Source organism: Bacillus sp. 123MFChir2, assembly GCF_000383235.1.
Classification (GTDB): domain Bacteria; phylum Bacillota; class Bacilli; order Bacillales; family Bacillaceae_G; genus Bacillus_A.
Window position 1 is genome coordinate 1 of sequence record NZ_KB910932.1, and the last position, 24,581, is coordinate 24,581.

Annotated in this window: 23 protein-coding genes and 1 pseudogene; 7 read left to right on the forward strand and 17 right to left on the reverse strand. The window is 33.8% G+C overall.

Going from position 1 to position 24,581, the window contains the following annotated elements:
- On the reverse strand, positions 1–1,634 hold a 1,634-nt coding region (locus H280_RS0107095; RefSeq protein WP_020060424.1), incomplete at its 3' end, for a methyl-accepting chemotaxis protein.
- A 227-nt stretch (positions 1,635–1,861) separates the two neighbouring features.
- Positions 1,862–2,914 (reverse strand): ribosome small subunit-dependent GTPase A, encoded by a 1,053-nt coding sequence (gene rsgA / locus H280_RS0107100; protein WP_020060425.1) that lies wholly within the window; start codon positions 2,912–2,914, stop codon positions 1,862–1,864.
- Positions 2,915–3,233: 319 nt separating this feature from the next.
- Here rsgA and H280_RS0107105 point away from each other — a divergent pair, with 319 nt between their 5' ends.
- Positions 3,234–3,581: a DUF4257 domain-containing protein gene (locus tag H280_RS0107105; RefSeq protein WP_020060426.1), complete on the forward strand. Its 348-nt coding sequence runs from the start codon at positions 3,234–3,236 to the stop codon at positions 3,579–3,581.
- Between the two features lie 84 nt (positions 3,582–3,665).
- A complete protein-coding gene (locus tag H280_RS0107110; RefSeq protein WP_020060427.1) occupies positions 3,666–3,890 on the forward strand; it encodes a hypothetical protein in 225 nt (74 codons plus the stop codon).
- 286 nt (positions 3,891–4,176) lie between these two features.
- On the opposite strand, the gene H280_RS0107115 is transcribed toward H280_RS0107110, so the two are convergent.
- A complete protein-coding gene (locus tag H280_RS0107115; RefSeq protein ID WP_020060428.1) occupies positions 4,177–5,115 on the reverse strand; it encodes an aldo/keto reductase in 939 nt (312 codons plus the stop codon).
- 212 nt (positions 5,116–5,327) lie between these two features.
- Between H280_RS0107115 and H280_RS0107120 the strand changes: the two genes are divergently transcribed.
- The gene (locus tag H280_RS0107120; RefSeq protein WP_020060429.1) at positions 5,328–5,636 is read left to right on the forward strand and encodes an ArsR/SmtB family transcription factor; all 309 of its coding nucleotides are present in this window, start codon (positions 5,328–5,330) and stop codon (positions 5,634–5,636) included.
- Positions 5,637–5,679: 43 nt separating this feature from the next.
- On the opposite strand, the gene H280_RS0107125 is transcribed toward H280_RS0107120, so the two are convergent.
- Positions 5,680–6,843: a transglutaminase domain-containing protein gene (locus tag H280_RS0107125; RefSeq protein ID WP_028411138.1), complete on the reverse strand. Its 1,164-nt coding sequence runs from the start codon at positions 6,841–6,843 to the stop codon at positions 5,680–5,682.
- A gap of 486 nt (positions 6,844–7,329) precedes the next feature.
- A complete protein-coding gene (locus H280_RS0107140; RefSeq protein WP_020060433.1) occupies positions 7,330–8,103 on the reverse strand; it encodes a YwqG family protein in 774 nt (257 codons plus the stop codon).
- Between the two features lie 247 nt (positions 8,104–8,350).
- Between H280_RS0107140 and yjcZ the strand changes: the two genes are divergently transcribed.
- Both yjcZ and H280_RS0107150 read left to right on the forward strand, forming a co-directional pair.
- Complete coding sequence (yjcZ, locus tag H280_RS0107145; protein WP_020060434.1) at positions 8,351–8,497, forward strand: sporulation protein YjcZ; 147 nt, start codon at positions 8,351–8,353, stop codon at positions 8,495–8,497.
- A gap of 95 nt (positions 8,498–8,592) precedes the next feature.
- Positions 8,593–9,543: a patatin-like phospholipase family protein gene (locus H280_RS0107150; RefSeq protein WP_020060435.1), complete on the forward strand. Its 951-nt coding sequence runs from the start codon at positions 8,593–8,595 to the stop codon at positions 9,541–9,543.
- A gap of 38 nt (positions 9,544–9,581) precedes the next feature.
- Here the strand turns inward: H280_RS0107150 and H280_RS0107155 are convergent, their stop codons facing one another.
- From H280_RS0107155 to H280_RS0107170, 4 genes and pseudogenes are all read right to left on the reverse strand, one after another.
- Positions 9,582–10,292: a class I SAM-dependent methyltransferase gene (locus tag H280_RS0107155; protein ID WP_020060436.1), complete on the reverse strand. Its 711-nt coding sequence runs from the start codon at positions 10,290–10,292 to the stop codon at positions 9,582–9,584.
- Between the two features lie 174 nt (positions 10,293–10,466).
- Positions 10,467–10,778 (reverse strand): annotated as a pseudogene (locus H280_RS23205) (hypothetical protein).
- A gap of 235 nt (positions 10,779–11,013) precedes the next feature.
- A complete protein-coding gene (locus H280_RS24840; protein WP_020060438.1) occupies positions 11,014–11,181 on the reverse strand; it encodes a DUF3933 family protein in 168 nt (55 codons plus the stop codon).
- Between the two features lie 211 nt (positions 11,182–11,392).
- On the reverse strand, positions 11,393–12,844 hold the full coding sequence (locus tag H280_RS0107170; RefSeq protein ID WP_020060439.1) for an aminotransferase-like domain-containing protein: 1,452 nt from the start codon (positions 12,842–12,844) through the stop codon (positions 11,393–11,395).
- Positions 12,845–13,004: 160 nt separating this feature from the next.
- On the opposite strand from H280_RS0107170, the gene H280_RS0107175 reads away from it, so the two are divergent.
- Entirely contained in the window at positions 13,005–13,613 is a 609-nt protein-coding gene (locus H280_RS0107175; protein WP_020060440.1) for a LysE/ArgO family amino acid transporter, read from the forward strand.
- 105 nt (positions 13,614–13,718) lie between these two features.
- Here H280_RS0107175 and H280_RS0107180 read toward each other — a convergent pair whose 3' ends face one another.
- The 5 genes from H280_RS0107180 to H280_RS0107200 form a co-directional block, all read right to left on the reverse strand.
- Positions 13,719–14,396: an MgtC/SapB family protein gene (locus tag H280_RS0107180; RefSeq protein WP_020060441.1), complete on the reverse strand. Its 678-nt coding sequence runs from the start codon at positions 14,394–14,396 to the stop codon at positions 13,719–13,721.
- Between the two features lie 102 nt (positions 14,397–14,498).
- Entirely contained in the window at positions 14,499–14,699 is a 201-nt protein-coding gene (locus tag H280_RS0107185) for a DUF1214 domain-containing protein (RefSeq protein WP_020060442.1), read from the reverse strand.
- 406 nt (positions 14,700–15,105) lie between these two features.
- A complete protein-coding gene (locus H280_RS0107190) occupies positions 15,106–16,107 on the reverse strand; it encodes an LCP family protein (protein WP_020060443.1) in 1,002 nt (333 codons plus the stop codon).
- Between the two features lie 314 nt (positions 16,108–16,421).
- Positions 16,422–17,255: a YitT family protein gene (locus H280_RS0107195; protein ID WP_020060444.1), complete on the reverse strand. Its 834-nt coding sequence runs from the start codon at positions 17,253–17,255 to the stop codon at positions 16,422–16,424.
- 225 nt (positions 17,256–17,480) lie between these two features.
- Entirely contained in the window at positions 17,481–18,377 is an 897-nt protein-coding gene (locus tag H280_RS0107200; protein WP_020060445.1) for a LysR family transcriptional regulator, read from the reverse strand.
- A 915-nt stretch (positions 18,378–19,292) separates the two neighbouring features.
- Between H280_RS0107200 and H280_RS0107205 the strand changes: the two genes are divergently transcribed.
- Positions 19,293–20,057 (forward strand): alpha/beta fold hydrolase, encoded by a 765-nt coding sequence (locus tag H280_RS0107205; RefSeq protein ID WP_020060446.1) that lies wholly within the window; start codon positions 19,293–19,295, stop codon positions 20,055–20,057.
- A gap of 102 nt (positions 20,058–20,159) precedes the next feature.
- Here the strand turns inward: H280_RS0107205 and H280_RS0107210 are convergent, their stop codons facing one another.
- The 3 genes from H280_RS0107210 to H280_RS0107220 all read right to left on the reverse strand — a co-directional run bounded on the left by H280_RS0107210 (position 20,160) and on the right by H280_RS0107220 (position 24,541).
- Positions 20,160–21,971: an acyltransferase family protein gene (locus H280_RS0107210; protein ID WP_020060447.1), complete on the reverse strand. Its 1,812-nt coding sequence runs from the start codon at positions 21,969–21,971 to the stop codon at positions 20,160–20,162.
- Positions 21,972–22,486: 515 nt separating this feature from the next.
- The gene (gene rfbG, locus H280_RS0107215; protein WP_020060448.1) at positions 22,487–23,563 is read right to left on the reverse strand and encodes a CDP-glucose 4,6-dehydratase; all 1,077 of its coding nucleotides are present in this window, start codon (positions 23,561–23,563) and stop codon (positions 22,487–22,489) included.
- A gap of 18 nt (positions 23,564–23,581) precedes the next feature.
- Entirely contained in the window at positions 23,582–24,541 is a 960-nt protein-coding gene (locus H280_RS0107220) for an NAD-dependent epimerase/dehydratase family protein (protein ID WP_020060449.1), read from the reverse strand.
- Between the last annotated feature and the right edge of the window lie 40 nt (positions 24,542–24,581).

Below are 24,581 nucleotides of genomic sequence, written 5' to 3' on the forward strand. Positions count from 1 at the left end.
TTACTCATATCTTCTTGAATTTCTGTAATTAACTTTCCAATCTCATTTGAAGATGAGCTCGATTGTTCTGCTAATTTACGTACTTCATCTGCAACGATAGCAAAGCCTCTGCCATGTTCTCCTGCCCTTGCTGCTTCAATTGCAGCGTTCAATGCTAATAAATTTGTTTGATTTGCGATATTTTGAATGACCTCTAATATATCCCAAATTTGCTTCGATTTATTATCTAACAATTGGATGATTGCATCAGATTCTGCAACTGACTGATGAATCGATTGCATTTGATTTACTGTTTGCACAACAAGCTTATCACCATCTTCTGCTTTTTGACGTGTATATGCAGATGAAGTTGCGATAACAGATGAAGTATCTGCCACACGTTGAATTCCGTCTGTCACTTCTAGTAGCAACATCGCACCTTGTTCAACACCTTTTGTTTGTGTAACTGCACCACTTGACACTTGATCAATTGCCATTGTTATTTGTTTAGTAGCTTCACTTGCTTGTCTTACACTTGCCGTTAATTCTTCTGATGCAGCAGCTACATGTCCCGCTGAAGAATTAATTCTTGAGATTAACTCGCGAAGCGACTCAGCCATTTCGTTAAATCCTTTTCCAAGCTGACCAATTTCATCGTTTGAACGAATTTCAATTGTTTCTGTTAAATCACCTTTACTAATTTTATGAGAAGAAACGACCAGTTGTTTTAAAGGTTTCGTAATAGAAAGAGTGATAAAATAAATAATTACTCCCCCTATAATAAGAGCGATTATTGCAATAATTAATGTATTGTAAAATATAGGATTTGCCGCAGTAGCGACTTCATTTGTGTACATCGTACCGCCAATTTTCCAACCCGTTTTCGTATTTGTCGCAAAAACCATTTTCTTCTCTGAACCACCATTTGAATATGTGAACGTACCATGCTTTTCTTGATACATAGGTTTCGCCCAAATATCTGGTGCTTTCGTACCTGATTTTTCTTGTGGATGAGCTATAATATTTTGACTTTGATCTAAAATAAATGCATAGCCTTCTTTACCGATATTGATCATTTTTGTTGTTTTTAATAAACTTTCAAGCTTTAAATCAATTGCAATAACACCACTACCATCATCTAATTTTTTAGAGATTGTAACAACAATATTCCCGGTAATTCCGTCTTTATATGGGGATGTTATTACAACTCCACCGTTTTGCTTCATTGCATCGATGTACCATGGACGCTCCTTCGGATTAAAATCTGCCGGCATTTGTTCGTTTGGTTCTTGAATATATGCCCCATTATCAGTTCCTACATAAGTGTATATAATCTCAGGATGCAAATTCGCATACTCTATAAATATTTTCCTAATACTTTCTCCATTTTCAGTCTCATGCATATTACGCTGAATTACTTTAGAAAAATGTGTAACGTCATGATACTTTGCATCGATCATTTGATTAATTAAACTATCTAGCACTTTAATATTTTGACTTGCACTACTTGTAATTTGACTATCAAAATTCTTTTTTGCATTTTGATAAGACATAGTACCAATTACAGACACAGCAGAGATTAAAATAACCAAAAATGAAAATAGGAGTTTTTTTCCTACATTCATATGCTGAAATGATTTAAACAACTTTGACATATAGCTCACCCCTTTATGTTCTATCAAAGATGATACTTTGATAGAACATATAGTAAACAAAATACGAATTCGTTAGATGTAAGACATTTTAAAATTATTATATTACAAATTCTATATAACTAAATTATTTTTGTCTATATACAAAATGTTACATTTCAATGTTCTAATATAAAATTTCAAATACATAAAAAAACTCCAAAAGCGTATATGCCCTGGAGTTTTCTTTTTTACTTTTTCTTCTTTATTTGTTTTGTTATGCTCTTCCACTTATTTCGCTCTGCACGAGCCAAAAGAGCATCCTGCTTTCTCATTGCATAAGCAATTTCTCTTTGTAATTTTTTATAATTGAATAATCGAGCTTTCTCCAATGTTCCCTCATCAATCGCAGCCCGAATTGCACAACCAGGTTCATTTTCATGTTGACAATCTCGAAAGCGACATTTTTGAGCAATTTCTTCAATATCAGAAAAAGTTGCGTGCATTGCGCCGCTTCCTTCCCAAAGTTGAAGTTCTCTCATTCCCGGTGTATCAATAACAAGTGCACCCGTTGGTAATTGAAACAATTCCCGATGTGTTGTCGTATGCTTTCCTTTACTATCACTCTCACGAATTCCACCTGTTTTGGCCACTTCATTTCCCATTAAAGCATTCAGTAACGTAGATTTCCCTGCTCCCGAAGAGCCAATGAGCGCAATCGTTTTTCCTCGTTGTAAAAATTGTTGCAATCTGTCCATCCCTGTTTGCTGCAAACTATCAACTGCAAAAATAGGTACTCCAATTGCAACCGTCTCTGTTTCCATGATTTTCTGCTCTACATTTGCACATAAATCACTCTTTGTTAAAATAACGACAGGCATCGCTCCGCTCTCATATGCTAACAATAAATAACGCTCAATTCGCCTTACATTAAAATCAGCATTTAAAGCATTAACTAAAAAGAGATAATCCACATTTGCTGCAACAATTTGTTCCACTGTTTTCTCTCCAGCTACTTTTCTAGAGAAAGAGCTTTTTCTTGGAAGCACAGTATGAATCATTGCTTTCTTTTCTTCTGGCAATTTCGTTATACTTACCCAATCACCTACTGCAGGATAATTACCCTTCTCAATTGCCTCAAAACGAAATTTCCCTGTTAATTCCGCTACATATTCACCATCTTCACATATAATCCGATACGTATGTTTATGCTCTAACAAAACACGTCCTACCGCATATTGCTCCGATAATTGATCTTCAAAATGTAAATCCCATCCAAATTCCATTAAATTATTATGATTCAATCTCGAATCCTCCCTAAAATGTTTACTGCGGAAGGATATAACGAATCTTTATAAAGATTCGTCCGTTCCTTCCTTATTTGTATTAACTGTATACATCTTATAAACAATTGCCATAATACATCACTCCGTTCTTAATAGACTTAATTTTATTATATGAAATTTCAAATAAAATATCCACTACATATGACGGAATTATCAGACTAAATCCCACTTAACAAAAATATTTTTAAGACAAACTTTCTCAATATACACATATACATTTTAAAAAGGAGTAAGTAGGTCAAAAACAGAATGATATTTACTAAAAGGAGTGGATTTGATGGATATGTATTCGTGGCTAACGGCTCTTCTCGTTGGTGGAATTACCGGTTTTGTTGCCCATCTTATCAATCATCAAGGCAAATTATTGCTTCCACGCCGATTAAAAACATTTTTTCATCTTGGCTTTTTAGCTGATATTATCACAGGTAGCCTCGCTGCACTACTTGGCCTTGTTTTATTCGATGCAACAACTTTAAAAGAAATCATTAAAGTTGCAATCGTCACTGCAATTTCTGGGCAAACATTTTTACTCCATCAAGCGCTTGGAGGAGAACAAGCAAAGAATATACAAGTGAATAAAGCAAACGAAAAAATACAAGAAATTGACAAATTATTAAAGCGTTAACTGTACTATAACTTGTGATTTGCTGATATAATGAAAAATAAAAATTCTGAATGAAAGCGTCTGTCAGAAGAAAGGGTGTTTCTTATGACAAACAAAAAGATAGAAAATTTCTTAACAGACTCTGAAAAAGAGGAGTTGATAGAAAATTACAAATGTTTACAAGAAGCCCGCACAAAGCGAGAAGCAAACTATTTTGGCGAAGCAGTAAACGATTTGTTAGATAAAGCAAAGCAACGTATTATTCAAGAAGCCGGCATTAAAGATGAAAATGCTGCAACAATCCAATCCAAGCGAAAAGCACTGTTTTAGTATGTATAAACAGTGCTTTGTTTTTAAGTTACCTGTTTGAAATAAGAAATAAGCGAAAAATAATGGTACTGTTTTTGATATATGTAATAACTGGTTATAACGACTAAAAATTGTTTGTTTATGAGATTCTTGTTGTAACGTTTGTAAATGAGGAAGTTTAAAATATATGAGTATCCCTAATATAGCGGAACAAATTCCCATTATAAAAAACGGAGTAGAGTAATGTATAGTTGCAAGATAAGTACCCTTTCTATTTATACATAAAAGCAAGGTATCGGCATTTATCTTATTCATCTTCTAAAATAGATTGAATCGTTTGTAAATCTCTTTTGAGTAAAGAAACTTCATTTACTTTTACATTTTCTTTTATTTGCTCTATGTGTTTTCCTCCTGGAATGACAAGATCAATCCCGTCTTGTGCAAGCAACCATGCTAACGCTAAATTCGGCAAAGTCGTACTTTTTTCAGTTGCAAATTCCTTTAGTTTTTCTACTTTCGCAAAATTCTTCTTGTATACAGCATTTTCAAATAAAGAAATACTTCTTCTCCAGTCTCCCTCACTCAATTGCAAATCTTCAGGATATTTCCCACCTAAAATTCCAAAGGCAAGTGGTCCATATGGAATAAATGAAATATTTTGTTCTATACAATACGGAATTAATTCTTTTTCCGCAGTTCGGTCTAACAAGTTATATGGTGATTGCAAAACCGCAATATCCCCATGCTGATTTGCTTCTTTTAACTGCTTAATATTTACATTTGAAATACCAATCGCTCCTATTTTTCCTTCTTCTTTTAAACGCACTAGTTCCCCCACTGACTCTGAAAATGGAGTTTCGGGATCTGAAAAGTGCAAATAATATAAATCTATATAATCTGTCTGTAACCGTTGTAAACTATTTTCTACAGCGGCTCTTATGTAACTAGGTTCATTGTTTATACGAGTAGTAGCTCCTGATAACTTTTGAATTCCACCTTTCGTAGCAAGTACAATATCCTTTCGTTTATTTCGTAACCCTTCTCCTAATAACTCTTCTGAACGCCCAAATCCGTATACATCTGCTGTATCAAAAAAGGTAACTCCTTGATTCAAAGCTTCTTCTATCATTTGCGTTCCTTCTTTTTCATCAATATTTGCAAATAAGTTATAGCCTCCAACCGCATTTGTTCCAAAACCAATTTGTGAAACTTCCAATTTCGCCTTCTGTAAAGTTACTAATTTCATTTTTCCATCCCCTTTATATTTCTATTGTTCGAATATATTCGAACAATAGAAATATATCATAGTGTATGTTATATTGCAAATAGAATACACCTTCTCATGCAATAAGAAACTCTCACCAATTGAACTTATCTTATTTCATTTTTAATATTGCGATGTGGAGTTTTTTATCCATAAATAGAACAGAAAATACGTTATGAAAAGCAGGTGAAAAAATGCGAACTCTATATCATCCAAATCGTGAGGAAATTCAACTTTCCTCTGTGTTATATGCACTTAGTGATCAAATCCGATTACAAATTGTAAACGATTTACTGACATGCGGCGAACAATCTTGCGGTGCTTTAAACATCCCTATTGCAAAATCTACACTCTCTCATCACTTTAAAGTATTACGAGAGTCCGGTGTTATGTATACGAGAATCGAAGGAACACAGCGTTTCATTTCTATTCGAACAGACGACTTAGACAAGAGATTTCCAGGGCTATTAGACGCTATCTTACAAGCAACAGAACCTTATTAATAATAAAAAAGAGCATCCTTTATTAAGATGCTCTTTTTCGCTATTAATATGAAAATGTAATTGTTAACAATGAATAACCATTTTGCGCCTGGTAAGGAGTTACCTGATATGATACTCGTTTCGCTCCTTTTGGCCAAGCAACTTCATTCAGTACTTTTTTAACATCATTCATCGTGTTATTAACTGTTTGATGATAACGTAATTCTACCTTTTCTTGTTTCGTTGTAAATTTTTGCTGTAATTTTTGTTTTAACTGGCTATAATTTTCAGCTCCAAATTCTGCCGCTAAATAAACAAGATTTGTATCCTTTAAGATTTGTTGATAAACAGGCGCTTTCTTATTTCCTGCTTTAATTTTATTTGTTAACTCATTATAATAACTTGTATTTGCAACTGGATATTTACTACGATCCCATTGATGATCTTTACTCATTTGTTCATCGGACATGTTAAAATAAGAGTACGTAACACGGCCTTGTTTATCCGGAATTGGATCATCGAATGTCGTATCGAGGTGATACCATTTTCCATCAATATTTACAAGGTTCCATGCATGACACTGCCCATTTCCAGTTCCCGTTACGATCTGAGATTGAATCCCCGCTTCTTTTAATAATTGATAGGTTAATAGTGCATATCCTTGACAAACTGCCGAGTGTTTTGCTAGTGCATCATATGCAGTGTAAGAACGAAGTGATGTGTCATATGAAACATTTTTCACTACATAGTCATGAACAGCTTTTACTTTTTCATTTTGATCCATTCCAGCTGTAATGATTGAATTTACAATTGATTTTGCCTGCTTCATCACGTACTGTGATTGCTCTTTCGTTTCTCGGTATGAAATATTCACTGTAAATGAATAATTCCCTGGTACACCACGAATCGAAAATTTTGTACCACTTACATTATATTTTAAATATTGATCTTTTTCTAATGTCTGGTTATAAGCTTGCACCAGTGTATTCAAAACTTCTTTTATGTTTGAATTCTTTGTCTTATAGGCAATCGTAATATTTGTTTCATGATTATTTAAGTGCTGTTGTAATTCTTGTTGAAATGCTGCAATTAGTTTCGCATCACTTACAGAACCATTATCTGTTACTTGTTTTGTAGCAGCATATGAAACTGAAGGCATATGAAGAGTTCCACTTATAATAGACGAACAAAGTGCTATAGTTGTTATACATTTAATAGATTTCTTCATTTCATCACATCCTCATAATATTAAATTAAATTACATTTACTCTATATATAAATATACATTAATTCTATTGAAAAAGAAAATACATTTTTTTATATTTCGACGCATTTCCGAAAGAAATCCACACACAAATAATGCTAGACAGTCCGAACCCATTACCCATTAATACCACCTAAAATGTATTTGCTTAATCGTAATTCAAACAACAGTGAACTATTAATTTGAATTTATATAATACATCTATAAGAATCCATTTTAGTTTTTCGACATATGAGATTACAGTTATGCAGAAGAGCCCGCACTTGCTTCCTCCCTTTGTTTAAACCTTGCATGTGGCAAGAAAGGGGACTAACCGCTTCTATGCATGGCCAGATGCTCTCGCCCACCGAAAAAGAATCGTTTTTTAAAATTTGGATTTATATTACTTCATTACTCAATAAAAATTTAAAAAGCAATTTCCATTCACACATGAAACTGCTTCTTCTTCACTTATAAGCTTTGTAAAATACAACAAGCATTTTCAAAACGGCGTTGCTTTATATCTTCATTTGCAATACAGAAATATAACATTCCCATATCTCCCCACATCATGTTCAAATGTTGCTCATCAGAATCTACTTGAAATAATAATGTCATCTCACTGTGATGCACATTCATATATTCTTGTGCTTCCTCAAACACTTCTGTTTGAACGGAAAATGGTGTACCCAAAATTTGATGATTGTCATAGTAATCTGGGATTAATTCTTCTAATAGTTGTAAGAAACGATCTGAATCGTCCTCGTTTTCAATAAACAACTCAGGAAGTTTTTGCACCTTTTCAAATGTAATTTTACACTGAGAATATTGACCATTCATTTGATCGGTTTTTTGTAACTCCTCTGTTGCTCCTTCATAATATAAAACACGCCATCCTTCTTTTATGTTCGTATTTCCATACACTTCATAAAAGTCATCCTGCTCGTCATCAGCAAAATAAAAGAAATATAACATGCCCTTTTCAGGCAAATCATTTTTTATACCTACAGCTTGAATTTCAGCTAAATGAAACTGGGCAACAAAGTGAAGAGGCCGCCCTTTATAAGTAGGATATGCCAACTCTGCTGGTAAATCAGGTGATCCTCCCATTTTTGAACACCCTATCGGCAATACCTCTTCTTGTGTTGGCACTACTTTTATACATTCAAATGCTGCCATTAACAATTCATGTTTTATATGATTCAGTTGATACTTTTCAATTAATTCTTCAATATGTTTCGTCATACAAACTCCTTCTTCTACACGATTATCTCCATCATATCACAAATTGTAATTAAGCTTCTTTTGTTTTTTCTTTGTCTCTATCTCACTGCCCATTATGAAAAAGGGCTTGTTCAATATAATCGAAATGCCTTCCTAACACATAATATACAGTGTTCCTACAAACATGCAAACTTATCATCCTTTGTAAGACATCCTCATGATTCCCACTTTGTTTACCCAAAATTTTTATAGCTAGGAGGAAATTAATATGGGTTATGGATATGGCGGTTGTGGATATGGTTACGGCGGTGGAGGATATGGCGGTTGTGGATTTGGCGGCTTTGCTTTATTAATCGTTTTATTTATCCTTCTTATCATCATTGGAGCGAGCTGCACCGGCGGCTTTTTCTGCTAAGTAATCTTTAACAACTATTGTAAAAAAGCACGCATTTGTCGTGCTTTTTTATTTTCATTAACTTTATAAATTATACATGGATGGGCGGTACTTTTATGAAAATAGATGGTGTCTTTGAAGGAGGCGGCGTTCGGGGAATTGCACATGTTGGAGCAATTTGTGCATTAGAAGAAAACGGTTATACATGGGAACGAGTTGCTGGTACATCAGCTGGTGCTATAATAGCAGCACTCCTCGCATGCGGCTATACAGGAAAAGAATTAAAAACCATTATAAATAACGCTGATTATACAAACTTCCTAACAAAAACATGGTTAGATAAAATCCCCCTGATTGGAAAAGGAGTAAATGTGTGGTTTAAAATGGGCATATATAAAAATGATTTCATAGAACAATGGTTAGAAGATTTATTATCCAAAAAGGGAGTTTCTTGTTTTAGTGACTTACCTAACCCCGATAGTTTAAAAATCATTGCTTCTGATATCAGCAATGGTAACATGGTAATTTTCCCCGACGACTTACCGCATTATGGATTTTCAAATAAAAAATTCTCTATTGCAAAAGCAGCAAGAATGAGCAGTACGATTCCTTTCTTTTTTCAACCTGTAAAATGGAAAACTCCTAAGTGGAAGCAATCTTGTTATATGCTTGACGGGGGCATTCTCAGTAATTATCCGATATGGATTTTCGACACACCAAACATTCCACGCTGGCCTACTTTTGGATTTCATTTCATAAAAGACGAAATTCAAGCAGAACCTATGCATTATGAAGAACCTGTTTCCATGTTTAAAGGATTATTTAAAACAATGATGCAAGCCCACGATTTACGCTATCTCAATACAGAAGCAAGGGCACGCACAATTAAAATCCCTACTGGAAATATTACAAGTACAAACTTCAATTTAAGTGATGAAGAAAAAGAATGGCTTTTTTATTCTGGCTACCAGGCAGCTGAAAAGTTTCTAATCTCTTGGAATTTCAATCAATATATATACCGATACCGTCGTGACTCTTCCGCTTCACATAACCAAAACAAACAATAAAATTGTTAACTCAACTTCTTTTTTCTTTCAAAACTTACTTATACATGTTCAAACTTTTTTCTTACACAAAAAGTAATTGCTTTTGTCCTTAATGAAACGGGCTGCTCATCCCTTACAATCCGATACTCTAGCGGTTTTACTACTACATGTAATTCTTCCCACCCTTTATACACCCTGCGCAGCATACAAAGTATTTCTTCTGTTGAAAGATTTACTTCAAATAAAGGATCCAATCTTACATTTGTATCCATATCCATTTCTTCCACACTAGAATTTATTACAATATAATTAACTCCGTTATGTTCCGTCCCTATTTCCATATGATTCAATACTTTTTCCAGCTCACTTTTAGAGGGTACATGCTCTAAACTAGATATTGCCACAATATAATCGTATTCATTTGCTGTGATAGAATAATCTTCAATCGTACTTTCTACAGTTTGAATCCGATCTGCAACGTTAAATTCATAACTATATCGCTGTAACCGTTGCAATGCGAATGAAAGCATGTCTACACATATTACCTTTCCTGCTTTCATTCTTTGCGCAATCGGTATACTATTTCTGCCAACCCCACAGCCTAAATCTAATGCCGTAACACTTTGTTGGTCTTGAAATACATTCATTATCTCAATAACACCCAAAACTGGCTTATGTAACCATGATCCTTCTTCAAATAACTTATGATTAGCATAGCAATGTTCGTGATACTCTTTTTCTTTCTGTCTTATATGTTGAATTCGGCTCATTTTCCTCTCCCCTTTGGCATCTATTCTTCTATGGATAGTTAATATCTCCGTCAAAATTCAACTTCTCTTCGTACAAAAAAATTTACTCATGGTTTCTAATTCATTTTCACTAAAAAAACAAATATCAAATCCTACTAAGTAATATCATGGAGAGGACTTTCATAACACCTTTTATCATGGTATTGGGTTTAACATCCAAGCTAACATAAATGAGAAAAAGATAAATATAAGCATAAACGCATATAAACTAAACGCCCATATCGCACGTTTCCAACTCTTTTACTTTGTAATCATTCCTATTACGGAACACACTAATCCAACTTGGATCATCACATATGCATATTCTCCTATAAATACATCTTCTAACATCATAGTAATATTTATATATAATAAAGTCATTAACGCTAACAACAAGGAAAATGTTCCTAACCACGTTTCTTGTTTATATATACCTGGTTTTCGTTTTCTTAAGAATGCCAATTCCATCCCCCTTTCACATATAACACGTTCTTACATCACGAAAAGTTGCAGAAAATACAAAAATTTTATGCGTAATCTTCCAAATAATAACTATTTATTATAATATCAAAAAATATTTACGTAAGGAAAAGTGCTACTTTCGTTAATAAGGGCTGTACAGACAATTGTTTCCTTTACCTTTCATCATAGGAGCCTTACTACAAACAAATAAAAAACGGTAGCCATAATAGCTACCGTCCTGTTACGGATATTGCAATCCCTCTGCTTCTTCCTCCGTAATAACAATATAACGTTCTCCAGTTCTTAATCCTAACAGTTCTGCTTTTTCAATTGCTTCTTGTTTTGTTTCTGCATAAGCAGCTAAATATTTGGTTCCATTTATCACTTGGCAAATGACATAGTGTTTCATTTTCTTTCTCCTTTTATATATAAATCCAACTTGACTTTCCAACACACAAGTTGCCGCCATGCTGAACAAAAAATAACCTGCTACTCTTTCTCTCTTTGTTTGAACTTCGCACGTGAAAGAAAAAAGGTCCTGACATGGCCAGATGCTCAGGGCCATCTAAAAAGAAAGGGGATATGTCAGGTTCTAAATTTGGATTTATATATTATCGTATTTATTGTTTTATTTCTTGTATAATTCGTGCAAGTTTTTCAATTCCTCTTTCAATGTCGTGCAGCGATGCATAGGAGTAGGAAATTCGTAAATGTTGATTAGCATGCCGATCATACAAATTTCCTGGATTAAGTAAAATCCCTGCTTGTAAAGCCTTATAAAATAGTTCCTGCATAGAAAACCTCAAATTTATATGTAACCAAATGTAAAAACCACCTTCTGGTACATTCCACGTTGCAATATGTGCAAAATGTGTTTCCAATGCATGCAATGTAATATCCCTACGCATTTGTAATTGTCGGCGAATACGCTCTAAATGTTCTTCGTACAATCCGCTTAAAAACCACTGAGCAGCAACTCGTTGTGACAAAGAACTTGATCCATAATCTGTTTGCATTTTAATATCTGCTAATCGATTAATAACGGCCTCTGGTCCTACAATCCAACCAATTCTCAAACCTGGACTAATTGTCTTAGACATACTTCCTATGTAAAGGACACTCCCACTTTTATCATATGCTTTTAATGGCTTTGAAGATGGCAAGTCGAACCACAAGTCTTGATACACCCCATCTTCTACTATAGGTAGTCCACTTTCATTACAAGTTTCTACAAGAACCTTTCTTCTCTCTTGACTCATCAAAGTCCCAGTTGGATTATGAAAAGAAGGAATGGTATAAAGAAGTGAACCATCAAATTGCTTTTTATATTTTGAGATAAGTGTTGGTTGTATTCCATCCTGATCCATTGGAATACCAATTAAGCGTATCCCTGCTGACTGAAAAATGTTAAGAGAATATAAGTAAGAAGGTTTTTCTACTAAAATTGTTGCTCCTTTTTGTAATAGCCCCATAGAAATTAACTGTAAAGCTTGAATGCCACCTGAAACAACTAAAATAGTTGAAGAAGATGCTTGTATACCTAATGTTTGTAAGTACTTTGTTATCTGCTCACGTAGTAAAATATCTCCTTTTGGTTCTTCATATCCTAAAGGTATATCCTGCCCTGAAAGCATACTCATAATATGTTTGGTCTTCTCTTGCGGCAAAAGTTCTGACGAAAGTTCACCTGTCCCTAATCGAATGATATTTGGATCAAACTCTGCGCGGTTAATTTCTCGAATTATAGGTAAATTAGGATAATGCATGCTAGTATCAACATAGGAATTCCAATCTAGAGGTTCCGAAGAAGTTAATAACCCCCATGTATTATTTATTACTCTCGTTCCTTGTCTTCCTTTTCCTTCAACTAATCCTTGAGCAGCTAATTCATCTAGCGCAGTGACAATTGTACTTCTATTAACTTTAAATGCATCAGCTAACGCTCGTTGAGACGGTAATTTCGTCCCGATTGTCCATTCTCCATTTGCAATTTTCTCTTTTATATAATCTTCAATTTGCTTATATAAAGGAATTGGAGATAAAACATTTGGTTGCCAATCAAACCGTTCCATAACACCACTCCAATTATGTTTTTACAATTGTAGTATACACTTTGGTTGGGCTGCTATCCATCCATATGGATGGATACAATTGATATTTCACTTTTTATACTAGACACCAATAGATAATTATTACACGCAAAAACATACTTTTACGTAGGAGGCGAAAAAAATGAGTGAAGCATTTCTTCACGGCATCATTCTTGCATTTGGACTTATAATTCCTTTAGGCGTTCAAAATGTGTTTGTGTTTAATCAAGGTGCCAGTCAATCTACATTATTAAAGGCTGCTCCAGTTGTTATAACGGCGGCAATCTGTGATACTATTTTAATTTTAGTTGCTGTGCAGGGCGTATCCCTTGTTCTATTAACATTTTCCTGGTTAACAACGGCGCTCTACACAATAGGATTTTTCTTTCTTCTTTACATGGGGTGGGCGATATGGAAAAGTGAACCGACCGCGTCCCAAAATGAAGAGCAAACAATTACAATAAAAAAACAAATTGTATTTGCAGCTTCTGTCTCTTTATTAAATCCACATGCTATTTTAGATACCATTGGCGTGATTGGAACAAATTCCATTCAATACATAGGGGCTGAAAAATGGGCATTTACCCTGGCAACAATTTTCGTTTCTTGTCTATGGTTTATCGGATTAGCTATCGCGGGACGAATGCTAGGGAAAGTGGATTCATCCGGAAAACAAATACAACTATTAAATAAAATTTCCGGTGTTATTATTTGGACAGTTGCATTTTATATGCTTTTCCAACTCATATAAACTCCATGTAAAAAAAACCATGAAAACATTATTTTATAGCATGTTTTCATGGTTTTATTCTTCAAAAAACATTACAAATCACTTACATATTTTTATTCTCACGAACTATCTACTCTCAACTTCCACTGAAACAATTCGTTCTATCTCTTTTAAAGAACTATACAAATCCGTTGTATATAGCTTTTCAGGAGCTGATATCATCATTTCTAATTGTTGATGCCCTTTATCTATATCTTTAACTTTCACACGTTTCACTTGCAAGTTTAATTCCTTAATTTGTTTAAAAATCCGATTAAGCTCTTGATGTTTATTAACGATTATTTTTACTGCTAAATCCCTTTGTCTTAAAGAATAAGGGCCTGCTAATTTTACAAGATACGGAAATACATTAATCGCCAAAATAATTAAGATCATTGCTACAGTTGCTTCCGCGTAAAAACCAGCACCAATTGCAATTCCTAATCCTGATGCCGCCCAAACCATAGAAGCAGTTGTTAATCCAGAAATCACATCGTTATTTCTCCGTAAAATAACACCTGCCCCGAGAAAACCAACCCCACTAACAATTTGCGCTGCAAGACGCATAGGATCCATGTTCGTATGCCCCGGTGAAGAGTATACATTTACCGATTCAATAGAAACAATTGTAATTAAACAACTTGCTACTGAAATCACCATACTCGTTTTCACACCAAGTGGTTTATTTTTCAGCTGTCTATCAATTCCAATTAATAGTCCAAGAAAAAGCGCAAGGCCTAATTTGAGTAAAAATTCAAATGTCATGTTCATTTCCCCTTACATTTTTAATTGTTATTTTTTTATAATAAAGTAATAACTATAACTGTTTTATACTTTCATTACTAGGCCTTTTTCTTCCCTTCTAACTTATTTTGTCAAAAATATATATCGAACTTTTTTCACGGGCGGTGTTTGATAACTTCCGTTCAAAATACGAAAATTCGGTTGATAGTAACGCATAACTAAATTGAAGTTTCCTTTTGGAACTGGTAACCAATTTGATTCCTCCCCTTTATTACTAACAATGGATAACCATAAATATATAGATACAAATTGAAAAACTAACATAAAAACCCTTTTCTTTTTATGTGGGCGAGAGCAACTGGCCATGCATAGAGGCGGTCAGTTCCTTTTCCTGCCACATGCAAAGTTTAAAACAAAGATAGACAGCAAGTAGCGGCCATGTTTTGTTCTGCATAGCAGCGACTTAGATGTTAAAAAGTCAACTTGTATTTATATATAAACTTGTAGGCCTATACTATAAGCTAAATTTTCAATAGAGAACATGGTCCCCCTCCTAAATAAACTAGTTTTATACCCATTATTCTTTCCGTATTCCATACCTTTATAAATATATTACTTATGATGTATAAATAATCATGACCACACTGTATTTTCTAAAGTTCGTATATAATGGAGCATTACTTATGATCATAACAAATAAAAAAGGTTAGCAAAAAGCCAACCTTTTTTATTACTTATTAGATTCTGATTTCTCAGCAATTCCAAGATGATCATTCAATTGTTTTGATATTTCTTTTACATTTTTCTCATCTGGTTGATAATAATAAATACCTTTAATACGTTTGTCTGTACCTTGTACTTGTATTTTTTCTAACTTCAAGTCAGTTCCTGCCACATTTTTCGTAATTGCCATCATATCATTGAATGTTAAGTTTGTTTTCAAATTTTGATCCACTGCATCTAATAATGAACTAAGTTTTGTAATGGCATTAACTGATACTGCTTTTTTGATAATTGTTTCGATTACAAGTTGCTGTCTTTGACCACGCATTGCATCGCTATCAATTTTCCGTGTTCTCGCCAATGCAAGTGCTTGTTCTCCATTTAAATGTTGGTATCCTTTTTCAAGGTGGATCGCACCAGCTTGGTCTTTACTATCTTGTTCCGTAAAAGTAACCGGGACATCAATATCAATCCCACCAAGTGAATCTACTATTTTAATAAATGATTCAAAATTAAATTTCACATAATAATCAACAGGTACATTTAAAAAGCGTTCAACCGTCTCACGTGTACTTTTCACCCCGCCAAAAACGTGCGCGTGCGTAATTTTATCTAATTTCTTTTTTGACGGTATATATACACGCGAATCACGAGGAATGCTCACTAACTTTACCGATTTATCATTTTTATTAATCGTTGCCAATAATAACGCATCCGTACGCACCGCTTCACCATATTGGCTTTTTCTTTTCTCACTTTCATCTACACCCATAATTAAAATAGAAATATTATCTTTTAACGGCGCCACCTCTGTATCACGTTTATCAGATTTATCTATTTCTGCATAAGAATTACTAACAACTGCTTTTGCTTTGCTATATATAAAGGAACTGTAGCTTATTCCTCCAATGACAAGAAATAGCACAGAAATCATCAAAAACCATAAAAAAACTCTTTTTTTGGAGCGCTTCTTTTTCTTTTCACTTCTACTTGTTGCTTCCATCTCCATTTCACTTCCCCCTTCAAAACATCTTCTATTAGTTTAATTGAAATGTAACATCTATAGAATCTAATTACATTTCACTAACCTTACATTTTCGTAATAATTTCCAATGCATAAATAATAGCTTTTTGCTACAAAAAAATCACAATATATCATTGTAATATAATCATATTATAATATAAAAACAAATATTTTTTAAAATCATAAATAAATATTCTCTCATTGACATGATTTTCGCCATTCTTTTAGAAAGGCATTTCCTACATTACCTTTTTCCTATACAAAAAAACTAGCCTTCAAACATTTGAAGGCTAGTTTTTTTAACTTACTTTAAAGCCGCCACCTAATACATCTCTTACATCATGAATAACAACAAATGCATTTCTATCTTTTCGGCTTACAACTTGTTTTAATTGAACGAGTTCTTGTTTATTAATAACAACATATAAGACTTCCTTATTATTCCCTGTATAACCGCCTCGTCCTTCTAATACCGTTACACCACGTGTCATATTTTGCATAATGGACTCTCGAATAGTATCCGGATCATTTGAAATAATTGTCACTGCTGTTTTTGTATCTAATCCTTCCACAATAAAGTCAATAACCTTCGCACCGATAAAGACCGCTACAAGTGTATACATTGCTTTTTCTTGTCCAATAATAAATACCGAGCCAGCAATAACAACGATATCAATAATGAGTACACCTTTCCCAACACTCCAGCCTAAATATTGATTTGCTAACCTAGCAATAATAGCTGAACCACCTGATGTACCACCTGCACGAAACATAAATCCTAAACCAATACCAACAAAAACTCCTGCAAACAGAGCAGCTAATAATGTATCATGATTTACCGGGCTTGCCACACCTTCTGTGATATATAAAAAAAGAGAAGTAGCTATAATACCAAGAATTGTATATACCATCGTTTTCTTATCAAAAAATTTATAACCAATTGCAAGTAAAATAGCATTCATTATAAGGTTTACAGCACCAGGAGACCAGTCAAACAAATAATAAGTAATTACCGTAAGACCGATAATTCCTCCTTCTGATAATCGGTTCGGGATAGCAAAAAAGTTAATTCCAATCGCGAATAATAACGATCCAACTACAATAAGTATAATCTCTTTCATACGTTCATTCATTACGTTTTCCTCCCGTCTATTCCTATATAAATCCAAATTTTTTTACATATAGATTGCTGCTATGAAAAAAGGAACCTGCACTTGTTTGCTCTTTTTGGTTTTTACTGCGCATGTGGCAGAAATAGTCCTTGACCGATTCTATGCATGGCCAGTTGCTCTCGCCCACATAAAAAGAAAAGGGTTTTTATGTTAGTTTTTCAATTTTCATCTATATATCCTAGGAATTTAAATTGTCTCTCTCCATTTCTCCGCATGTTTCTCGATCATTTCTATTAGCTTCTTCATCGCTGGAGTCAACCATTTATTTTTATGGTACGCTAGTTCAGTTGTAACAAAATCCTCACTATGCATCCATGGCAGGGCAATTAACTTTCCACGCTCAATTTCTTCTTTAACTGTAATAAGCGGTAAATACGATAATCCTAACCCGCACATAACAGTTTGTTTAATTGCCTCTATACTCCAAAAATGGATACGTGAACAACTAATCCCTTCTTCTTTTAGCCATTTTTCTAGTAAGTCTCGATAACTTCCTGGCTCAGTAAGCAATAACATTTCTCCTTCTAAATCAGCAGGAGTAACAATTTTTTGCTTCGTTAGCGGGTGCCCTGGCGGAGCAACAAGCACAATGGTTTCTCTAACAAGCGAACGAGTGATAATGTCTACACCGAGTTTTTCTGGATTTGTAAATAAAGCAAAATCAAATTTCCCTGACTTTAATTCATTATGTAACTCCTGACTCTCTGATGGCTGTAAAATGATATGGACTTGCGGATACTTCTTTTTAAATTCATATAAAATAACAGGTAATCGATATATCATTAAAGACTCATTTGCCCCAATACGTATCGTTCCTGATGGTTCACCGTTCATTTGAGATGATTCCAATGCTTCATTCGATAATGCTAATATTTTTTGCGCATAAGAAAGCATATGCTTTCCTACTTCAGTTAAAACTATCTTTTTACCGAGGCGATCAAACAATGGACTTCCAATTGCTTCTTCCAGCGATTGAATGTGATTTGTGATTGTTGATTGTGTATATCCGAGCCTCTCTCCAGCCCGTGTAAACCCTCCGCTCTCTGCTACAATAATAAAAGTTTTCAAATAACGCAGCTCCATAATAATGCCTCCTGTTGTACAATCATTATTTCATCCTCAATAGCATAAATTACGGTTTATGTACGTATAAAGATTACAAGATTTTCGTACCATCAATTTATTGTTATAAATACATTATTATGAAAAGTAATATTAAAAATATATATCAAATAAAGTCTTTTCTAAAACATTTACGAAGCTAACTATTCTGAAATAGTTAGCTTCAAAGGTAAACTTTATACAGTCTTAATTTTTCAAATCTAAATTAAAAACAAAAAAAAACGATAATAGTCTTATACACTCACCTAATCGCTATTATATATTTTTAATAAGAATAAATAAAATGAATTATTTTAATAGAAACCATTAGAAAAAATGATGGATAGATTGAGCCCTATACTTTTCAGCATAATTCCACGAAAATTACATCAAAAATTCAGGATATTCTCATTCATACTCACTCCATCAGTAATTATCAGTTCCAAGTGTATTTAACTTTCCAATATATCTAAATTACCATATATACCCAAATTAAAAACCGATATAAAAACCTCTTTCCTTTTAGGGGAGAAGACGAGAGCATCTGGCCGTGCATAGAAGCAGTCAGGGCCTTTTCCTGCCACATGCAATGTTTTCGCAAGCGAGTACAGGTCGTGTTGCAGTCTGCATAACAGCAACTTATATGTCGAAAGATTAAAATTGATTTATATATTTCTATTTTAGAAAGTTACCTTTACAAACTATACAATCATCTGGTATTATTACCTGGTACTTAATATTAGTTATACTAGTCTAGTAAACATTAAAAATAACTTAATTTATATAATTCCATGATTATGTTCTGACCATAATCAGCGCCTAAGCTTACTTGTGAAAACAACATTCTAGTAGAATTTACTTTCTTTTTACTACGATAGATTTGAAAGGGGCATACTTTTGCAAACAAAAAAAGATTTTGAGAAAAAAACGATTATATTCATTCATGGATTAGTTGGAAATCGTCGTGCATTTAAAAAAGAGTGTAAACTATTTTCATCATCTTATAACATCATCACGTATGATTTACTTGGCCATGGTGATGATAAAGGACAAGCCATTGATTTTTCTTTAGATCGACTAGTAGATCAATTGTCAGATTTATATGAAAAAGAAGGGATCCAGCAAGCTCACATTTGCGCCCTAAGCTATGGTTGCTATATTGCCACTTTATTTGCTCATAAGTACCCAGAAAAAGTATTAAGTCTTTGTCATATTGGCGGTCATTACAATAACCCATCTAAGTTGTTTAATGTCTTTCAAAAATTTTGGGACAAACGAAATCATGAATACTCTTCTTGGCTTTATCAATATGCAAATACTATATTTCCAAGTGGCATTCTAAAAGCAAACCCCTTTGCGATCGTTTCCAAAAACATTTACTATCGATTTGGATTACAATTACACTCATCTATTATTCGAGAGTCACTAAGACATCGTTTGGAATTCGATTTAAAATCCCGATTACGAGAACTTACACAACCAATTTTATGGGTAATGGGAGAACATGATCATCTATATAAATCTTGTTTATTTGATTTAAAATCCATTCTTCCAAATGTTTCATATAAAGAAATCCCATTAGCTGGTCATGCTGCAAATATCTTTCGACCAAATTATTTTCACAATTTATACTCTCAATTTTTACAAAATACACCATCATAATATAAAAAGAGAGTCGCATACTAACGTGACTCTCTTCTCATTTGGAAACTCTATTTAAGTCCTACCTCAACCGTTTGTTTTTAATGTCAATTTTCTATTCGTTTACTTATTTATACTCTTCACTACAAGCGAAGTATAGGCCTCTTCTCCCGCTTTCGTCAAATGAACTCCATCTGGTTCAAAATATTCCTTCTTTCCAGCACTTGCTGAATACCAATCAACAAGCATAATATTTGAGAATTTTGACGCTGTTTCCTTTAACTTGTTATTCACCAATGATTCCCATGGACGCGGCACTCTTGTATTTACCAACATAACTTTACGTTCATTACCTATTGATTGCATTAATGATGTTATTTGCCCAGTAGTAAATGCTCCGTTCGTACCCAATCCAATAATAACAGACTGACCTAAAGTACCCTCTTTTTTCATTCTTTCTACCGCAGCAGTCGCTTCAGACATTTGCCTACCAATCTTCGCATCAATATTAATATTAGGAAAAGCTTTTTTAAAATGAGGAGTGACGTCGATCATAATTGAATCTCCAATAGCTGTAATTGTCTCAGATTCTTTAGACTCCGTAGAATGACCTTCCTCTGTGTCTTCGGTTGGTTTTTCACCTGGCTCTTCCCAAGTAACATCTGGATGGTTAGGTTGATCTTTTCGCTCCGTTTGTACCGACTCTACTTTATTACTAGTATTCTCTTTTGCTTTACCTGCTGTTGATAAACCAAAACTAGCTGTAACCGTAACAAATATTGCAAACGCTAAAACGAACTTACCACCTAACGCTAAGTTTCTTAATCTAACGTTACGCAATTGAAAATTCTTCAATGCGCCTTTGCGAATTGGATTTTCGATAAATTTCCACGAAATTTGCGCCATAAACAAAATTAGAAAAAATTGAAAAATAGCTCTTGTAAGCTGAAATTCCCCAGCACTTCCTTGCGGGTTTGTTAGTGTGATAATCGGATAATGCCAAAGATATATCCCATAAGAACGAACACCAATCCAGCGTAAAGGTCTAAACCTTAAAAAAGTACTAATACGGCTAGCTGGGTGAGCAAGATTCGCTACTAGTATTGCAGTAGCAATCGATAAAAGGAACATTCCTCCGCGGTATAAGAATGAATCATATTGATTCGTTTTCCAAAACATAACGAGAATAACAATAAGAGCTATTCCTCCAATTACATCAAGAACGAATCGAGCCTTTGGAAGAATTTTATGAGCCAATCTACTGCTTGGCCAAATGAAAGCAAGTGCTGCACCAATTAGTAAGGAAAACGCTCTTGTATCAGTACCATAATAAACCCTACTTGGATCAGCGCCTGGTTCATATATCATCGCCATCGCGACAGCTGAAGCAATTGCTCCAATAAAAATATATAGAGTCAAACGTGATTGTTTTTTTACACAGGAAAGTCCTAAACCGATGATAAGTGGCCAAACTACATAAAACTGTTCCTCAACAGCTAATGACCAAAAATGATTTAGCGGCGAAACTGTACCGAAACTTTCAAAATATGACAATTTGTGATAAATATACCACCAGTTACTAAAATAAAATAAAGCTGCTACCGAATCTCCACGCATTTTCCAAAGTAATGAGCTATGAGAAATGGTAATCCACGCTAAGGTTATAACGAGCATGACTAGCATTCCTGGAAGCAATCTTCTCACCCGGCGCAACCAGAAATTTTTCAAGTTAATGCGCCTTTTTTCCTTCCATTCAACAACAAGAATATCCGTAATTAAATAACCTGAAAGTACAAAAAATACAGTAACACCTAAAAACCCTCCAGGTAACCAGTTAAAATTGATATGATATAGAACAACAGCTAGTATGGCTAGCCCTCTTAAACTATCTAATCCAACCATATAACGGCTATTTTTCTTTACTGGTGTGGGCATTCATAGTCACCCCCATCTTTCTCTAAAAAATATGTAAATGTTTACATTACGAAATTCTACTAATTTACACTTACCAAGTATAAACGAAATTCATAATAAAAGGTTTACAAAAATAGTACATTATTATATATAAAAATATCCATCTTATATAATAACGCACACAGCACATAAAATTTTACCATATCATCCATTATTATAAAATTGTTTAGGCAAATAAAATTGGACAATTTATGATACTTCTTTCCTCTTAAACACAATGGTAAATAATGGAATATATTATTAAACCCTTTAAATAATCCTTAACAAATAAAAATAGTCTAAATCAAATTACATGACTTAGACTATTTTTGTATAAACAATACCTTACTGATTTATTTCACTATACTTCTTTTTTACAATTAAAATAAATTGCAATCCAATCGCTACTACTAATATACTTGCGTAATTCGAGGTTCTTTTTCACTCGTGTTTTTATCATTGGCTTCCTAACCTATGAAAGATGCTATTGTCTTTACTTATGATTGACAATATTGTTGAATTTGCTTTACACAGAGTTCTCTCATATTCATATTATAATTTTTATACCATTCCATCGTACTGTCTAATGCCTGTTGAAGAGACCACCTTGGACTCCAATTCAGTTTGAATTTTGCTTTACTAGTATCAAGATTCAATAATGTTGCTTCATGGAACTCTTCCTCTTGTGCATTTGATATTTCCCAACTACCAGAACCCCAACTCTTTATGATCCCAATAACAACTTCTTGTACTGGGACAATGCTGCTTAGTTTGGGGCCGAAGTTCCATGCTCCCGAAAAACTAATTCCCTCTGTTAAAATCTTTTCCGTTAAAAGCAAATAACCACTTAACGGTTCCAAAACATGTTGCCAAGGGCGCACTGCATGAGGGTTTCTTATTATAATTTTTTGATTCGCTTCCAACGCACGTATACAATCAGGAATGATTCTATCTACAGACCAATCGCCTCCACCAATTACATTGCCTGCTCTAACACTGGCAATAACTTTCTGATGACGCTCATATTTTTTCTCTCGAAAGTAAGAATTTCGATAAGAAGAAATTAAAAGTTCACAACAGCCTTTACTAGAACTATATGGATCATGCCCACCCATAGAATCATTTTCTCGGTATCCCCAAACCCATTCTTTATTTTCATAGCATTTATCACTAGTAACCATAATACATACTTTAACCGATTCATGTGTTCTAACTGCTTCTAATATATTTAGCGTTCCCATAACATTTACGTCGTACGTATATTTTGGATGATGATATGAATAGTTAACAAGTGATTGCGCAGCCATATGAAATACAATTTCGGGTTTATATTTACTAAATACATCATTTAATTTATTAAAATCTCTAATATCTCCCCGTAAGTCAATTATGTCTCTTTGGAGATCTGTTACAACAAAATTATCCTTTTTATTTTTAGGGTCCAAGGAGTATCCAATAACGGTCGCACCCAGTTCCCTCAACCATATCGATAACCAAGAACCTTTGAAGCCTGTATGTCCTGTAATGAGAACCCTTTTTCCATGAAATACATTATTAAAATTATGATTTAACAAACGGTTCACACCTTTAAACTATAAATTTGGATATAAATGAATGTTATGTTTATACCATCTAATTGTTCTAATTATTCCTTCTTCAACACTTATTTTCGGTTCCCAGAAAAGCATTTTTTTAACTTTATTAATATTCGGCTTAGGAACCCACCTCTCATTTTCTCTATAAGGAAGCGCACCATAATTTGGTTTTCCATCTGTCTGTAAGTGCCTAAAAAGTAATTCTACATAATACTTTAATTGATGCACCTCACCACTCCCAATATTAAAAATATCGTTCTGCACAGAATCATTCTCAATTGCTAGAATACAAGCGTCCACAATATTATCGATATAACAATAATCTCTCAATTGATTACAAAGAGTTAAATCCACATTCCTGCTTTGCAATGTTTGTAAAATGATGTGAGCAAAAAGTTTATTTGGTGCTTCCATTTCTCCAAATATGCCAAAAGGTCTAAGGGTTATTATGTTAATATTATTTTCACGAGCAATTTGATGAGCTATTATTGTAGCCGCCGCTTTACTGCTTCCGTATATATCTACAGGAGTTAATACCATGTTTTCATCAATCCATTCACTCTTATCTCCATATTCTGAACTACTTCCTAAATTAATAATTTTTTTACAATCTACTAACTTAGCAGCTTCAATAACATTTATAGTCCCTATAACATTCGTTTCAATTGCACTCATATAGTCTTTATGAGTCGGATTCACACCGTATGCAGCAAAATGAAAAATATAATCCGGATGAAATTTTTTTATTATATTTTGAACTTGCGTTTTATTTCGTATATCTGCCTTATACACTTCCACACTACTTAATGCATTATTAAGCCGCCATGAATTTGATGATTCTCTTGTCAAAATACCTACATTTGCCTGAAGGTTTAATAACCTCTGTATTAAATGGGAACCAATAAATCCATATCCACCAGTAACAAGTACCTTACAATCTTTAAAAAGGATATTCATTATTATTTTCTTACACCCTTTTTTATAGTTTTTATATGAG

What these genes read in the sequence shown, in the direction of transcription:
- H280_RS0107190 (WP_020060443.1), bottom strand. Translation starts at nt 16,107, where the DNA reads ATGGAGATGGAAGCAACAAGTAGAAGTGAAAAGAAAAAGAAGCGCTCC.
- H280_RS0107170 (WP_020060439.1), bottom strand. Translation starts at nt 12,844, where the DNA reads ATGGAACGGTTTGATTGGCAACCAAATGTTTTATCTCCAATTCCTTTA.
- H280_RS0107185 (WP_020060442.1), bottom strand. Translation starts at nt 14,699, where the DNA reads ATGTTAGTTTTTCAATTTGTATCTATATATTTATGGTTATCCATTGTT.
- H280_RS0107175 (WP_020060440.1), top strand. Translation starts at nt 13,005, where the DNA reads ATGAGTGAAGCATTTCTTCACGGCATCATTCTTGCATTTGGACTTATA.
- H280_RS0107115 (WP_020060428.1), bottom strand. Translation starts at nt 5,115, where the DNA reads ATGAAATTAGTAACTTTACAGAAGGCGAAATTGGAAGTTTCACAAATT.
- yjcZ (WP_020060434.1), top strand. Translation starts at nt 8,351, where the DNA reads ATGGGTTATGGATATGGCGGTTGTGGATATGGTTACGGCGGTGGAGGA.
- H280_RS0107220 (WP_020060449.1), bottom strand. Translation starts at nt 24,541, where the DNA reads ATGAATATCCTTTTTAAAGATTGTAAGGTACTTGTTACTGGTGGATAT.
- H280_RS0107110 (WP_020060427.1), top strand. Translation starts at nt 3,666, where the DNA reads ATGACAAACAAAAAGATAGAAAATTTCTTAACAGACTCTGAAAAAGAG.
- H280_RS24840 (WP_020060438.1), bottom strand. Translation starts at nt 11,181, where the DNA reads ATGAAACACTATGTCATTTGCCAAGTGATAAATGGAACCAAATATTTA.
- H280_RS0107120 (WP_020060429.1), top strand. Translation starts at nt 5,328, where the DNA reads ATGCGAACTCTATATCATCCAAATCGTGAGGAAATTCAACTTTCCTCT.
- H280_RS0107200 (WP_020060445.1), bottom strand. Translation starts at nt 18,377, where the DNA reads ATGGAGCTGCGTTATTTGAAAACTTTTATTATTGTAGCAGAGAGCGGA.
- H280_RS0107105 (WP_020060426.1), top strand. Translation starts at nt 3,234, where the DNA reads ATGGATATGTATTCGTGGCTAACGGCTCTTCTCGTTGGTGGAATTACC.
- H280_RS0107125 (WP_028411138.1), bottom strand. Translation starts at nt 6,843, where the DNA reads ATGAAGAAATCTATTAAATGTATAACAACTATAGCACTTTGTTCGTCT.
- H280_RS0107195 (WP_020060444.1), bottom strand. Translation starts at nt 17,255, where the DNA reads ATGAATGAACGTATGAAAGAGATTATACTTATTGTAGTTGGATCGTTA.
- H280_RS0107180 (WP_020060441.1), bottom strand. Translation starts at nt 14,396, where the DNA reads ATGACATTTGAATTTTTACTCAAATTAGGCCTTGCGCTTTTTCTTGGA.
- H280_RS0107155 (WP_020060436.1), bottom strand. Translation starts at nt 10,292, where the DNA reads ATGAGCCGAATTCAACATATAAGACAGAAAGAAAAAGAGTATCACGAA.
- H280_RS0107150 (WP_020060435.1), top strand. Translation starts at nt 8,593, where the DNA reads ATGAAAATAGATGGTGTCTTTGAAGGAGGCGGCGTTCGGGGAATTGCA.
- H280_RS0107210 (WP_020060447.1), bottom strand. Translation starts at nt 21,971, where the DNA reads ATGCCCACACCAGTAAAGAAAAATAGCCGTTATATGGTTGGATTAGAT.
- H280_RS0107140 (WP_020060433.1), bottom strand. Translation starts at nt 8,103, where the DNA reads ATGACGAAACATATTGAAGAATTAATTGAAAAGTATCAACTGAATCAT.